This window comes from Citrobacter sp. Cb004 (genome assembly GCF_030337065.1).
Taxonomy (GTDB): Bacteria; Pseudomonadota; Gammaproteobacteria; order Enterobacterales; family Enterobacteriaceae; genus Citrobacter; species Citrobacter braakii.
Map to the genome: position 1 here is coordinate 208,643 of NZ_JAOWCH010000070.1, position 12,878 is coordinate 221,520.

Here is a 12,878-nt window from a genome sequence, read left to right on the forward strand (position 1 = left end):
GCTGTTTTGTAACCCGTCTACATCGACGGTAACGAAAGAGGATAAACCGTGTCCCGTATTATTATGCTGATCCCTACCGGAACCAGCGTCGGTCTGACCAGCGTCAGCCTTGGCGTGATCCGCGCAATGGAACGCAAAGGCGTTCGTCTGAGCGTCTTCAAGCCGATCTCTCAACCGCGTGCCGGTGGCGATGCGCCAGACCAGACTACCAGCATCGTCCGTGCTAACTCTTCTCTGCCAGCCGCTGAGCCGCTGAAGATGAGCCACGTTGAATCTCTGTTGTCCAGCAATCAGAAAGATGTGCTGATGGAAGAGATCATCGCGAACTACCACGCGAACACTAAAGACGCTGAAGTTGTACTGGTTGAAGGCCTGGTCCCAACCCGTAAACATCAGTTCGCACAGTCTCTGAACTACGAAATCGCGAAAACGCTGAACGCAGAAATCGTCTTCGTAATGTCTCAGGGTACCGATACCCCGGAACAGCTGAACGAGCGTATTGAACTGACTCGCAGTAGCTTCGGCGGCGCGAAAAACACCAACATCACCGGCGTAATCGTTAACAAACTGAACGCACCGGTTGATGAGCAGGGCCGTACTCGCCCAGATCTGTCCGAGATTTTCGACGACTCTTCCAAAGCAAAAGTGATCAAAGTTGATCCGGCTAAACTGCAAGAATCCAGCCCGCTGCCGGTTCTGGGCGCGGTGCCATGGAGCTTCGATCTGATCGCAACGCGTGCAATCGATATGGCGCGTCATCTGAACGCCACTATCGTTAACGAAGGTGATATCAATACCCGTCGCGTGAAGTCTGTGACTTTCTGCGCACGCAGCATTCCGCACATGCTGGAGCACTTCCGTGCCGGTTCTCTGCTGGTGACTTCCGCCGATCGTCCTGACGTGCTGGTTGCAGCATGCCTGGCAGCCATGAACGGCGTGGAAATCGGTGCCCTGCTGCTGACTGGCGGCTACGAAATGGACGCGCGTATCACTAAACTGTGCGAACGTGCATTTGAAACCGGCCTGCCGGTATTCATGGTGAACACCAACACCTGGCAGACCTCTCTGAGCCTGCAGAGCTTCAACCTGGAAGTTCCGGTTGACGATCACGAACGTATTGAGAAAGTTCAGGAATACGTTGCTAACTACATCAACGCTGACTGGATTGAATCCCTGACCGCGACCTCTGAGCGCAGCCGTCGTCTGTCTCCGCCAGCGTTCCGTTATCAGCTGACCGAGCTGGCACGTAAAGCCGGCAAGCGTGTTGTTCTGCCGGAAGGTGACGAGCCGCGTACCGTTAAAGCAGCGGCTATCTGTGCTGAACGCGGTATCGCAACCTGCGTACTGCTGGGCAACCCGGATGAGATCACCCGCGTTGCGGCCTCTCAGGGCGTTGAGCTGGGCGCTGGCGTAGAAATCGTTGATCCAGATGTGGTTCGCGAAAGCTACGTTGCTCGCCTGGTCGAACTGCGTAAAAACAAAGGTATGACCGAAACCGTTGCCCGCGAACAGCTGGAAGACAACGTGGTTCTCGGTACCCTAATGCTGGAACAGGACGACGTTGACGGTCTGGTTTCTGGTGCAGTTCATACCACCGCGAACACCATCCGTCCGCCGCTGCAGCTGATCAAAACTGCACCGGGTAGTTCCCTGGTGTCTTCCGTGTTCTTCATGCTGCTGCCGGATCAGGTTTACGTATACGGCGACTGCGCGATCAACCCGGATCCGACTGCAGAGCAACTGGCAGAAATCGCGATTCAGTCCGCTGAATCCGCCATTGCCTTCGGTATCGAACCGCGCGTAGCAATGCTCTCCTACTCCACCGGTACTTCTGGTGCAGGTAGCGACGTAGAAAAAGTTCGTGAAGCCACGCGTCTGGCGCAGGAAAAACGTCCTGACCTGATGATCGACGGTCCGCTGCAGTATGACGCCGCCGTTATGGCTGACGTAGCAAAATCCAAAGCGCCGAACTCTCCGGTTGCAGGTCGTGCTACCGTGTTCATCTTCCCGGATCTGAACACCGGTAACACCACCTACAAAGCGGTACAGCGTTCTGCCGACCTGATCTCCATCGGGCCGATGCTGCAGGGTATGCGCAAGCCTGTGAACGACCTGTCTCGTGGCGCGCTGGTTGACGACATCGTCTACACCATCGCTCTGACCGCGATCCAGTCTTCCCAACAGCAGCAGTAATCTGTCGAGTGTGCCGGATGTCTTATCCGGCAACACTTCTGCTTATTAAACCGGAAATAGCTTATATTTCCGGTTTTTTTATACCTGTTTTTCTCGTTGGCATATTCTGAAACATTTGCCAGGATGCGCTGCATCAATGAATAACTATTCTCCTGTTTGCATACTTATCCTCTTTTGCATTGCAACAGGGATAGTCTTTCATGTCAGCAGTAACAGAAACACAGCCAGCTAAAAAATGGGCGATGCCCGATACGTTGGTGATTATTTTTTTCGTTGCCATTTTAACCAGTCTGGCGACATGGGTTGTTCCCGTCGGGATGTTCGACAGTCAGGAAGTGCAGTATCAGGTTGATGGACAAACCAAAACCCGTAAGGTGGTCGACCCCCACTCTTTTCGAATTCTGACCAACGACGCGGGCGAAGAGCAGTATCACCGGGTGCAGTTTTTCACCACCGGTGATGAGCGCCCGGGCCTGATGAATTTTCCGTTTGAAGGGTTAACCTCCGGCTCTAAATTCGGCACTGCCGTCGGCATTATTATGTTTATGCTGGTGATTGGCGGCGCATTCGGCATCGTTATGCGTACCGGAACCATCGATAACGGCATCCTGGCGCTCATCCGCCATACGCGAGGAAACGAAGTCCTGTTTATCCCGGTGCTGTTTGTTCTCTTCTCATTAGGCGGCGCGGTGTTTGGCATGGGGGAAGAGGCGGTCGCCTTTGCCATTATCATCGCACCGTTAATGGTACGGTTAGGTTACGACAGTATCACCACCGTTCTGGTCACCTATATTGCGACTCAAATTGGATTCGCCAGCTCATGGATGAACCCGTTTTGCGTGGTCGTCGCGCAGGGGATTGCGGGCGTGCCGGTGCTCTCTGGTTCCGGTCTACGTATCATTGTTTGGGTGGTTGCGACCCTGATAGGGCTGACCTTCACGCTGGCCTATGCGGCACGCATCAAAAAGAATCCGCTTTTGTCCCGGGTACATGAATCCGACCGTTTCTTTCGCGAACAGCAGGACGACGTTGTGGAACGACGCTTCACGCTGGGCGACTGGCTGGTGCTGCTGGTGCTGACTGCGGTAATGATTTGGGTTGTCTGGGGCGTGATCGTCAACGCGTGGTTTATTCCTGAGATCGCCAGCCAGTTCTTCACCATGGGCCTGGTAATTGGCATCATCGGCGTGGTCTTTCGTCTCAACGGCATGACGGTCAACATCATGGCCTCCTCATTCACTGAAGGCGCGCGAATGATGATTGCCCCTGCCCTGCTGGTCGGTTTTGCCAAGGGCATATTACTGCTGGTCGGTAATGGAGAAGCGGGGGAAGCCAGCGTGTTGAACACGCTGCTGCACAGCATTGCCAACGGCATCAGCGGGCTGGATAACGCCATCGCGGCGTGGTTTATGCTGCTGTTCCAGGCGGTGTTTAATTTCTTCGTTACTTCCGGCTCTGGTCAGGCTGCATTGACCATGCCGTTATTAGCACCCTTAGGCGATCTGGTTGGCGTAAACCGTCAGGTCACCGTACTGGCCTTTCAGTTTGGCGACGGATTCAGTCATATTATCTATCCTACATCGGCATCGCTGATGGCGACGTTAGGCGTGTGTCGGGTGGATTTTCGTAACTGGCTGAAGGTAGGCGCCACGCTGTTGGGACTGCTGTTTATTATGTCCAGCGTGGTGGTAATTGGCGCGCAGATAATGGGTTACCATTAAAAAACGATTGCCCGGCCTACACGATTTCTCGACGCTGTAGGCCGGATGAGCAGATTTTACTCAGCTTCTTCCTGCTTTTCGGCTTTCGCCCCTTCATTCTTAGCGTTGCGGGTCATCCACAGCGCCAGGGCTTTCAGTGAGTCCGGCGTAAATTCGTCGCAGCGCGCGGTAATTTCTTCCGGCGTCAGCCAGCAAACTTCACTAACCTCTTCTTCCTGAAGCGCAAACGGTCCGTGGGAAACACAGCTAAACAGCCCGCCCCAGACGCGACAGTTCTGGTCTTCAAAATAAAACTGCCCATGCTCGGCAAACGGTACGCCCGCAATCCCCAGTTCCTCTTCCGCTTCACGGCGCGCTGAGTCCAGTAGTTGCTCGTCAGCCTGCACAACACCGCCAGCGGTGGCATCCAGCATGCCGGGCAAAAAATCTTTTGTCTCAGTACGGCGCTGAACCAGAATTTTGCCCATACCATCATGCACGACGATATACGTTGCACGATGGCGTAAGCGTTGCGCCCGCATTTGTTCCCGGCTGGATTGTGCAATGACTTCGTTGTCTTCATTCACAATATCCACCCATTCCGTACTTGCCAAACGACGCTGTTCCACCATCAGGAAACCTTCTTTTTTCTTGCGCTCTTACGGCGCGTTTATGTTTGTGGGGTAAATTACGGATTAATCTCGACCTGTGCAATAACACTTTGATCATTGAGTGCCATTACGCTGAGAACATTATCATCCAGAATCCCGTAACTTGCCGCAAAGCCCCCTTTCGGGATGCTTACCGAGCCGGGATTGAAGTGGTAAACATCCCCTTGACGCTCAGCGACGGGCAAATGTGTATGCCCATAAACCAGTACATCTCCCACGTTGAGTGCCGGCATATTTTGCGGGCCAAAAAGATGCCCGTGCGTCAAAAAGAGTCGCTGATTTTCTGTCAGAATTTGCTGCCACGGCGCGGTCATCGGAAAATGCAGGAGCATCTGATCCACTTCGCTGTCACAATTGCCACGCACCGCGATAATCCGCGCTGCCAGCGCATTCAACCGCTCAGCAACCTGCGCAGGCGCATAGCCTTCCGGGAGCGCATTACGCGGTCCGTGGTTTAAAACATCACCCAATATCACCAGCCATTGCGCACCGCTTGCGGCAAACCGTTCAAGTACGCGTTCCGTGGCTGGCAACGAACCATGAATGTCCGATGCGAACATCAGTTTCATCACTCACTCCTCGTTGAAAAGTACCTTGTAATGATACTGGATTACGCCCCGTTTTTCAGCAGGAACGCTTCGCTGAAAGCGCGATAAAACGCTGGACTGAAGCGCGCTGCCACTGGAAGGCGGCATATTCTGCAAGCGCTTCGGGAACCTCATCGCCGTTAAGGACCAGACGATTCAGCATTAGCGCTAAATCGCAGTCGGCAATACACCATTCGCCAAATAAATTCTGCTTACCGTGGCTCAATAAATGGCTCGCAGTGGCGAACAATTTCTCCGCACTGACTTTTCCCGCTTCGCTTAACGGACCTTTTTTCACGCCAGCAAAAACCACGTCCGTTGAGCGTTCTTCACGGATAGGCATCAGATCGCTGCGGATCCACGCCTGAACCTGGCGCGCCCGCGCGCGCTTTTGCACATCGTGTGGGTAGATACGTTCCCACTGCGGTGGTGCAAAGCTCTCTTCCAGGAACTCAGTTATCGCTGATGATTCGCTCAGCTCGAAACCGTCGATTTCAAGCACCGGCACGCGCCGCGTTAACGCATACCCTTGCCATGAAGGTTGCAAGTGTTCGCCGCTGTTGAGATCAACGGTTTTCAGCGTAAAAGGCAGTCCTTTCTCTTGCAGAGCGACATAAACAGACAGCACGTAAGGGGAGAAAAAATTGGCATCTGACCACAGCGTAATTGCAGATTTGCTCATAATGTCCTCTGAAATGTATTGGCTTGCCTTCAAAATATAGAGTCTTTCTCTCACTGTCACTTGATGAAAACTCACGCACGCCAACAGGCTCTATACTTGTTATGACCCGGTTCATGACAAAACGGACGCTGAAAATGATCGATCTCTATTACACTCCATCGCCAAACGGTCACAAAATAACGCTGTTTCTTGAAGAGGCGCAGCTGCAATACCGTCTGATTCATGTCGATATCAGCAAAGGTAGCCAGTTTCACCCTGATTTTCTGCAAATCTCACCAAACAATAAAATCCCGGCCATTATCGACAGTGTCCCGGTAGACGGCGGAAAGCCCATTAGCCTGTTTGAGTCCGGAGAAATTTTACTCTATCTGGCGGAAAAGAGCGGTAAGCTGCTGAGCGGTGAGTTACGTGAACGCCACACTACGCTGCAGTGGCTGTTCTGGCAGGTCAGCGGCCTCGGACCCATGCTGGGTCAGAATCATCATTTTAGCCACTACGCCCCACAAACGATTCCCTACGCCATTGAAAGGTACCAGGTTGAAACCCAGCGCCTGTACAACGTGATGAATAAACGTCTGGAAACGTCCCCCTGGCTGGGAGGCGATCACTACAGCATTGCCGACATTGCCTGCTGGCCGTGGATCCACGCCCATCAGCGTCAGCGCATCGACCTCGACAACTACCCGGCGGTCAATAACTGGCATGAACGCATCCGTACGCGTCCCGCAACGGAACGCGCCATGCAACAAGCACAAAGTGAGAAGCGGTGACGCGATTCGGTTCTCGTGTATCATGCAAAGGTTCATACATGGAGGAAACCTGCAATGTCACAACCTGACGCAATTATTCGTATAAAAAACCTTCGTCTGCGCACTTTTATCGGCATCAAAGAAGAGGAGATCCTTAACCGCCAGGATATCATCATCAACATTGCCATTCACTATCCGGCAGACAAAGCCCGTACCAGCGAAGATATCAACGACGCGCTGAATTATCGCACTATCACCAAGAGCATCATTGCCCACGTGGAGGGTAACCGCTTCTCATTGTTAGAAAAATTAACTCAAGATGTGCTCGATATCGCACGCGAACATCACTGGGTCACTTATGCTCAAGTAGAGATAGATAAACTTCACGCATTACGTTACGCCGACTCAGTCTCTATGACGCTGAGCTGGCAGCGCTAAACATAACCCGGGAGGCGACATGCAGATTCTGATTACCGGCGGTACTGGCCTGATTGGACGTCATCTGATCCCCCGCTTGCTGGAACTGGGGCATCAGATAACCGTAGTGACCCGTTCTCCTGATAAGGCCCGTCAGATTCTCGACTCCCGGGTTACGCTGTCCAAAGGGCTGGAAGAGCGGCAAAATCTCAATGACATTGATGCCGTCATTAACCTTGCCGGAGAGCCGATTGCGGACAAGCGCTGGAGTGCCCAGCAAAAGGAACGCCTGTGTCAGAGCCGCTGGGTCATCACGCAGAAGTTGGTCGATTTAATCAATGCCAGCGAGACACCGCCCGCAGTGCTAATTTCCGGTTCCGCTACCGGTTACTACGGCGATTTAGGCGAAGTGGTGGTCACAGAAGAAGAGCCGCCGCATAACGAATTTACCCATAAGCTGTGCGCCCGCTGGGAGCAAATTGCCAGCACCGCGCAAAGCGACAAAACCCGCGTGTGTATGCTGCGCACCGGCGTGGTACTGGCCTCTGCTGGCGGCATTCTGGCGAAAATGGTCCCGCCGTTTCGTCTTGGCTTAGGCGGACCAATTGGCAACGGACGCCAGTATATGGCCTGGATCCATATTGATGATATGGTCAACGGAATTCTCTGGCTGCTGGATAACGATCTGCGCGGTCCCTTCAATATGGTTTCACCGTACCCGGTGCACAATGAGCAGTTTGCCCACGCACTGGGCCACGCTCTGAACCGCCCTGCCATTCTGCGCGTTCCCGCCACCGCAATGCGGTTGCTGATGGGCGAATCTTCAGTGCTGGTTCTCGGCGGGCAGCGAGCGTTGCCAAAACGCCTGGAAGCATCCGGTTTCGCGTTTCGCTGGTACGATTTAGAAGAAGCGCTGGCGGATGTCATCCGATAACCCCTAAGCGCTATTCACGGTCGCCGTTGTGGTGGTAAGGTTATAGGCCAGATTTCTGCAATGGCGACGTTATGGCGATAATTTCGACTCCCCGACTAACCCTCTCTTTGTTTCAGTTTTCTGACTGGTCATTTTTCCAGAAACTACGTGAATGTCCTGAAGTCATGCGCTATATGGGCAACATCGCCCCGGCGAAAGATACGCGTCTGTTATTCGCCAGACGCCTTGCCGCACAGCACACTTTTGTCATCCGCGAGCACAACAACCCGACGCCGCTCGGCGATATTGGTCTGCAAATCAGCCATCTCTACCCGCACGAAGCCGACCTCGGCTACGCCATCATGCCACAGGCGCAGGGGAAAGGTATTGCCAGCGAAGCCGTACGCGCGGTGTGCCAGTACGCCTTCGAGCACGCGGCGGTCACAGCGATAAATGCTTACGCACTGGCGGATAATAAGGGCTCAATACGGATTCTGGAAAAAACGGGGTTCGTGCGTACGCAGGTGCTGGAAAAGGCGTATGAGATTGATGGTATCGCCTACGACGACTGGGTTTATCGTCTGGAGTGCGACGCGCTAAAATCCCAGGCCCGGAAAGCGTAGCGCCTCCGGGCAGGTGACTTACTTCAACGAACCTTTGAGGAACTGCTGCAAACGCGGACTTTGCGGATTACCAAATACCTGCTCCGGATCGCCCTCTTCTTCAATCTTCCCTTGATGCAGGAAAATCACGTGCGTGGAGACATGACGGGCAAACCCCATTTCGTGGGTCACGACCACCATGGTTTTTCCCTCTTCGGCCAGTTGTTGCATAATGCGCAGCACTTCGCCCACCAGCTCCGGGTCAAGCGCCGACGTGGGTTCATCAAACAGTAACACTTCCGGTTCCATCGCCAGCGCACGAGCAATGGAGACACGTTGCTGCTGACCACCGGACAGATGCACCGGATATTTGCCCTGAGCGCGCTCATCAATACCCACTTTCGCCAGATACTTCACCGCACGTTCGCGAGCTTCCTGCTTGCTCAGCCCCAATACCTGGATCGGCGCTTCCATCACGTTTTCCAGCACCGTCATGTGGCTCCACAGATTAAAGTGCTGAAAGACCATCGTCAGTCGCGTGCGCAGCAAGCGCAGCTGATTTTTGTCTGCAACCTTAAGCTGGCCGTCTTTGTCGCGTACCAGACCAATGTTCTGACCACTGACGACAATCGACCCGGCGCTCGGTTTCTCGAGAAAGTTAATGCAGCGCAGGAAGGTACTTTTACCGGAACCTGACGAGCCAATAATACTGATAACATCACCCGCATTGGCCTGCAGCGATACCCCTTTCAGCACTTCATGTTCGCCGTAGTGCTTATGTAAATCGATAACGTTTAATTTATTTTCAGACATCGTGTTACTCGAATCATTTAGAGGATACATGCTGCAACCAGCGTTTTTCCGCTTTACGGAACAGACTGATCAGGACATACGAAATAATCAAATACAGAACAGCGGCAATACCGAAGGCGGTAAACGGCTGATACGTTGCCGAGTTGATATCGCGGGCGATTTTCAACAAATCAGGCACCGTTGCGGTAAATGCCAGCGCCGTGGAGTGCAGCATTAAAATAACTTCATTGCTGTAAGCCGGCAGCGCAATACGCAGCGCGGAAGGCAAAATAATGCAGCGATACAGTTTAAACGACGAGAAACCGTAAGCGCGCGCGGCTTCAATCTCACCATGGGGTACGGAACGAATAGCCCCGGCGAAAATCTCCGTGGTATAGGCGCAGGTATTCAGCGTCAGCGCCAGCACGGTGCAATTTAGCCCACTGCGGAAAAACGCGTTGAGGAAGTCCGTGCCTTTGACTATCTCCAGCGTATACATCCCGGAATAAAACACCAGCAACTGGACGTACAGCGGCGTCCCACGAAAAATATAGGTGAACAGCCAGATGGGAAACTGGATAAATTTATTACTGGAAACACGACCAATTGCCAAAAACAGCGCCAGTATCCCGCCCATCACCACCGATGAAATCAGAAGCCACAGGGTGATAGCCACGCCGGTGTAGCGATACCCGTCGGTCCACAGCAGGGACTTCCAGTATTCCTGAATAATCTCAATCACAGGTCAGCCCTCTTCACACCCACGGAATAGCGGCGCTCAAGGTACAGCAGCACACCATTAGAAACAGTGGTAAACACCAGATAGATGACCCCGCACACTACGGCAAAATAGAACGGCTCCCAGGTACTTTTTCCGGCAAGCTGAGTGGCTTTCACCACGTCTTCCAGGCCGAGCAACGATACCAGCGCCGTGGCCTTAAGAATGACCTGCCAGTTGTTGCCAATTCCCGGTAAGGCATAGCGCATCATCGCCGGGAACATAATGCGGCGAAATATTTGTGAACTGGTAAAACCGAATGCCGTCGCGGCTTCAATATGTCCTTTTGGCACGGCCATAAATGCGCCACGAAATGTTTCGGTAAAATAGGCTCCGTAGATAAACCCGAGCGTAATAATACCCGCGACCATCGGATCGATATCAATCTGGCTGATACCGATTGCATCGGTAAGGGTATTCAGCGCGATTTGTAATCCGTAAAAGATGAGCAGCATTAAGACCAGATCGGGCACGCCGCGGATAAGCGTTGTGTACCCTTCGAAAATAAGCGCCAGCGCCCGGCTTTGCGACAGCTTTGCTGCCGCGCCGACAAGGCCTATCAGAACCGCCAGTACCACCGAGCTAAGTGCCAGCTCCAGCGTAACAATTGCGCCCTGTAAAATAACACCTGAAAAGCCATACAACATGCTGCCTGTCCTGTCGTGTGTGGTGGAGTAATAAGCCTCTTTTGATTTCAGACAAACTGTTAAATGCGGGATGGCGGCTTTGCCTTATCCGGCCTACAAAATTGCTGTAGACCGGATACGCGCAGCGCCATCAGGCATAAATTCAACACGTCAAAAATCTACGGGCTTTATCAGCACCTGCGGTGATTAACCGCCATAAACATCAAAATCGAAGTACTTTTTCGCCAGCTTCTCGTAAGTACCGTCAGCTCGCATCTCGGCAAAGGCTTTGTTCAGTGCTTCGCGCAGTTCGTTATCATCTTTGCGCAGCCCCATACCGGTACCCACGCCGAATAACTTCTCGTCTTTTACAGATGGGCCGCCGAATTTGTAATCTTTACCGACCGGCTGTTTCAGGAAGCCTTCGCTGGCCGCGACTTCATCCTGGAATGCAGCATCAATACGCCCGGCAGTCAGGTCAGAATAGATATTGTCTTGCCCCTGATAAGAGACAATTTCAATGCCTTTTGGCGCCCAGTGCTCGTTGCCGAAGGTTTCCTGAGTCGTGCCCTGCAGCACTCCAACACGTTTACCTTTCAGCGACTCAATGGTTGGTTGAATAGCAGAATCTTTAGCGACAACCAGACGCGAGTCGGCTGCATAAAGCTTGTCGGTAAAGGCGATTTCCTGCTGACGTTTTTCAGTGATGGAAAGCGAGGACATAATCGCATCGATTTTCTTCGCTTTTAACGAAGGGATAAGCGCGTCCAGCGGGTTTTCCACGAAGGTACATTGTGTATTGATACGTTTGCACAGCTCTTTAGCCAGATCGATATCAAAACCGACTAATTCACCCTGTGCATTTTTCGATTCGAACGGCGCATAAGTAGGATCGGTACCGATACGAATTTTTTGCGGAATGGCTGCAAATGCTGCGGTAGCACTGGAGAAAGCCAGGACCAGAGAAAGAGACAACACCAGTTTTTTCATAACTATCCTCAACAGACTGTCTTTTATAGGGGATCTTTACAGGACCAGGTGCAGTTATCGTGCCATTAATCGGGCCGACAAGGCAAAGCATTCTACCCTGTCGACGGTATTTATTTGCATGAAAAGCGCTTAAGTATGCACTCATGCTTATTAAGACAGCGACAAAAGCACCAAAACAGTGCACTGAATTTATTATGCACCGTAATGGTTACCCGCAATGGTGCAGTCCATTCCCCGCTGCGGCGTATTAATCGCCGTAGACATTGAAGTTAAAATACTTGCTCGCCATTTTGTCGTAGGTGCCGTCTTTGCGCAGTTCGCCCAGCGCTTTATCGAAAGCAGCTTTCAGCTCTGCATCATCTTTGCGCAAGCCAATCCCGGTGCCGTCACCAAAGTATTTTTTATCTTTCACCGACGGACCAGCAAAAGCGTAGTCCTTACCGGCAGGCTGCTTCAGGAAACCTTCGCTGGCCGCGACTTCATCCTGCAACGCCGCGTCCAGACGACCCGCTGTCAGGTCAGAATAGATGAGGTCCTGGTTCGCATAGGCCACTACATCTACGCCTTTGCTGCGCCAGTTGTCATTAGCATAGGCTTCCTGAGTCGAGCCTTGCAGTACGCCAACATGTTTACCTTTGAGGGAATCAAGAGTCGGTTGAATTGGGGAACCTTTCGCGGCGATCAGACGTGAGTCTGCTGCGTAAAGCTTGTCTGAAAACGCAATCTCTTGCTGACGCTTCTCAGTGATTGAAAGCGAGGAGATGATGGCATCAATTTTTTTCGCTTTCAGCGACGGGATCAGCGCATCAAAGTCGCTGGCTACCCAGGTACATTTGATCTGCATGCGCTTACACATCTCATTTCCCAGATCGATATCAAAACCGACAAAGTCGCCTTTGGCATCTTTAGAGGAAAAAGGTGCGTACGTTGTATCTGTACCAATACGAACCGTCTGCGGAAGTGCTGCGTAGCTGGCCGCGGTGGCGGAGAGTCCTACCAGCAAAGACAAAGCAAGAACCGTCTTCTTCATACATAACCCTCAAGTGGCGTAATTTTATTATGTTTTACGTTGTGTTGTGTGTTTGCAGACTTTTTCATGCAGGTCTTATGCCATTGTCGCGTCGATGAGGATATTCGACGTTAAATATGTTAATAAAACGTTGCAATAATGTCCTGAT

At 52.4% G+C, this 12,878-nt stretch carries 14 protein-coding genes; 6 read left to right on the top strand and 8 right to left on the bottom strand.

Going from position 1 to position 12,878, the window contains the following annotated elements; genetic code table 11:
- The first annotated feature begins 48 nt into the window (after positions 1-48).
- Both pta and yfcC read left to right on the top strand, forming a co-directional pair.
- Positions 49-2,193 carry a phosphate acetyltransferase gene (pta, locus tag OGV65_RS22275; protein WP_016153844.1) on the top strand — a complete coding sequence of 715 codons (2,145 nt, stop codon included), beginning with the start codon at positions 49-51 and terminating at the stop codon, positions 2,191-2,193.
- 200 nt (positions 2,194-2,393) lie between these two features.
- Entirely contained in the window at positions 2,394-3,914 is a 1,521-nt protein-coding gene (yfcC, locus tag OGV65_RS22280) for a putative basic amino acid antiporter YfcC (protein ID WP_016157044.1), read from the top strand.
- A gap of 56 nt (positions 3,915-3,970) precedes the next feature.
- Here the strand turns inward: yfcC and yfcD are convergent, their stop codons facing one another.
- Genes yfcD through yfcF form a run of 3 tightly spaced genes read right to left on the bottom strand, consistent with a single transcriptional unit; the run spans position 3,971 to position 5,833 of the window.
- The gene (gene yfcD, locus OGV65_RS22285; RefSeq protein WP_006683645.1) at positions 3,971-4,525 is read right to left on the bottom strand and encodes an NUDIX hydrolase YfcD; all 555 of its coding nucleotides are present in this window, start codon (positions 4,523-4,525) and stop codon (positions 3,971-3,973) included.
- A 56-nt stretch (positions 4,526-4,581) separates the two neighbouring features.
- The gene (gene yfcE, locus OGV65_RS22290; protein ID WP_016153846.1) at positions 4,582-5,133 is read right to left on the bottom strand and encodes a phosphodiesterase; all 552 of its coding nucleotides are present in this window, start codon (positions 5,131-5,133) and stop codon (positions 4,582-4,584) included.
- Positions 5,134-5,188: 55 nt separating this feature from the next.
- The gene (yfcF, locus tag OGV65_RS22295) at positions 5,189-5,833 is read right to left on the bottom strand and encodes a glutathione transferase (protein WP_016153847.1); all 645 of its coding nucleotides are present in this window, start codon (positions 5,831-5,833) and stop codon (positions 5,189-5,191) included.
- Between the two features lie 134 nt (positions 5,834-5,967).
- Between yfcF and yfcG the strand changes: the two genes are divergently transcribed.
- The 4 genes from yfcG to OGV65_RS22315 all read left to right on the top strand — a co-directional run bounded on the left by yfcG (position 5,968) and on the right by OGV65_RS22315 (position 8,535).
- Complete coding sequence (yfcG, locus tag OGV65_RS22300; protein WP_141875537.1) at positions 5,968-6,603, top strand: GSH-dependent disulfide bond oxidoreductase; 636 nt, start codon at positions 5,968-5,970, stop codon at positions 6,601-6,603.
- A gap of 54 nt (positions 6,604-6,657) precedes the next feature.
- Positions 6,658-7,020: a dihydroneopterin triphosphate 2'-epimerase gene (folX, locus tag OGV65_RS22305; protein ID WP_286455427.1), complete on the top strand. Its 363-nt coding sequence runs from the start codon at positions 6,658-6,660 to the stop codon at positions 7,018-7,020.
- A gap of 19 nt (positions 7,021-7,039) precedes the next feature.
- A complete protein-coding gene (locus tag OGV65_RS22310; RefSeq protein ID WP_016153850.1) occupies positions 7,040-7,933 on the top strand; it encodes a TIGR01777 family oxidoreductase in 894 nt (297 codons plus the stop codon).
- A 71-nt stretch (positions 7,934-8,004) separates the two neighbouring features.
- Positions 8,005-8,535 (top strand): GNAT family N-acetyltransferase, encoded by a 531-nt coding sequence (locus tag OGV65_RS22315; protein ID WP_016157046.1) that lies wholly within the window; start codon positions 8,005-8,007, stop codon positions 8,533-8,535.
- Positions 8,536-8,553: 18 nt separating this feature from the next.
- On the opposite strand, the gene hisP is transcribed toward OGV65_RS22315, so the two are convergent.
- From hisP to argT, 5 genes are all read right to left on the bottom strand, one after another.
- Positions 8,554-9,327: a histidine ABC transporter ATP-binding protein HisP gene (hisP, locus tag OGV65_RS22320; RefSeq protein ID WP_043017062.1), complete on the bottom strand. Its 774-nt coding sequence runs from the start codon at positions 9,325-9,327 to the stop codon at positions 8,554-8,556.
- Between the two features lie 13 nt (positions 9,328-9,340).
- A complete protein-coding gene (hisM, locus tag OGV65_RS22325; RefSeq protein WP_003028116.1) occupies positions 9,341-10,048 on the bottom strand; it encodes a histidine ABC transporter permease HisM in 708 nt (235 codons plus the stop codon).
- Complete coding sequence (locus OGV65_RS22330; RefSeq protein ID WP_016153853.1) at positions 10,045-10,731, bottom strand: histidine ABC transporter permease HisQ; 687 nt, start codon at positions 10,729-10,731, stop codon at positions 10,045-10,047. The genes hisM and OGV65_RS22330 overlap by 4 nt, the downstream gene beginning before the upstream one ends.
- A gap of 186 nt (positions 10,732-10,917) precedes the next feature.
- Positions 10,918-11,700 (bottom strand): histidine ABC transporter substrate-binding protein HisJ, encoded by a 783-nt coding sequence (gene hisJ / locus OGV65_RS22335; RefSeq protein ID WP_003028120.1) that lies wholly within the window; start codon positions 11,698-11,700, stop codon positions 10,918-10,920.
- A gap of 247 nt (positions 11,701-11,947) precedes the next feature.
- The gene (gene argT / locus OGV65_RS22340; RefSeq protein WP_006683634.1) at positions 11,948-12,730 is read right to left on the bottom strand and encodes a lysine/arginine/ornithine ABC transporter substrate-binding protein ArgT; all 783 of its coding nucleotides are present in this window, start codon (positions 12,728-12,730) and stop codon (positions 11,948-11,950) included.
- Between the last annotated feature and the right edge of the window lie 148 nt (positions 12,731-12,878).

Bases quoted from the DNA above. Each gene is read 5' to 3' on its own strand.
- yfcC (WP_016157044.1), top strand. From the start codon at position 2,394: ATGTCAGCAGTAACAGAAACACAGCCAGCTAAAAAATGGGCGATGCCC.
- OGV65_RS22310 (WP_016153850.1), top strand. From the start codon at position 7,040: ATGCAGATTCTGATTACCGGCGGTACTGGCCTGATTGGACGTCATCTG.
- hisJ (WP_003028120.1), bottom strand. From the start codon at position 11,700: ATGAAAAAACTGGTGTTGTCTCTTTCTCTGGTCCTGGCTTTCTCCAGT.
- hisP (WP_043017062.1), bottom strand. From the start codon at position 9,327: ATGTCTGAAAATAAATTAAACGTTATCGATTTACATAAGCACTACGGC.
- yfcF (WP_016153847.1), bottom strand. From the start codon at position 5,833: ATGAGCAAATCTGCAATTACGCTGTGGTCAGATGCCAATTTTTTCTCC.
- yfcG (WP_141875537.1), top strand. From the start codon at position 5,968: ATGATCGATCTCTATTACACTCCATCGCCAAACGGTCACAAAATAACG.
- argT (WP_006683634.1), bottom strand. From the start codon at position 12,730: ATGAAGAAGACGGTTCTTGCTTTGTCTTTGCTGGTAGGACTCTCCGCC.
- yfcE (WP_016153846.1), bottom strand. From the start codon at position 5,133: ATGAAACTGATGTTCGCATCGGACATTCATGGTTCGTTGCCAGCCACG.
- yfcD (WP_006683645.1), bottom strand. From the start codon at position 4,525: ATGGTGGAACAGCGTCGTTTGGCAAGTACGGAATGGGTGGATATTGTG.
- OGV65_RS22330 (WP_016153853.1), bottom strand. From the start codon at position 10,731: ATGTTGTATGGCTTTTCAGGTGTTATTTTACAGGGCGCAATTGTTACG.
- folX (WP_286455427.1), top strand. From the start codon at position 6,658: ATGTCACAACCTGACGCAATTATTCGTATAAAAAACCTTCGTCTGCGC.
- OGV65_RS22315 (WP_016157046.1), top strand. From the start codon at position 8,005: ATGGCGATAATTTCGACTCCCCGACTAACCCTCTCTTTGTTTCAGTTT.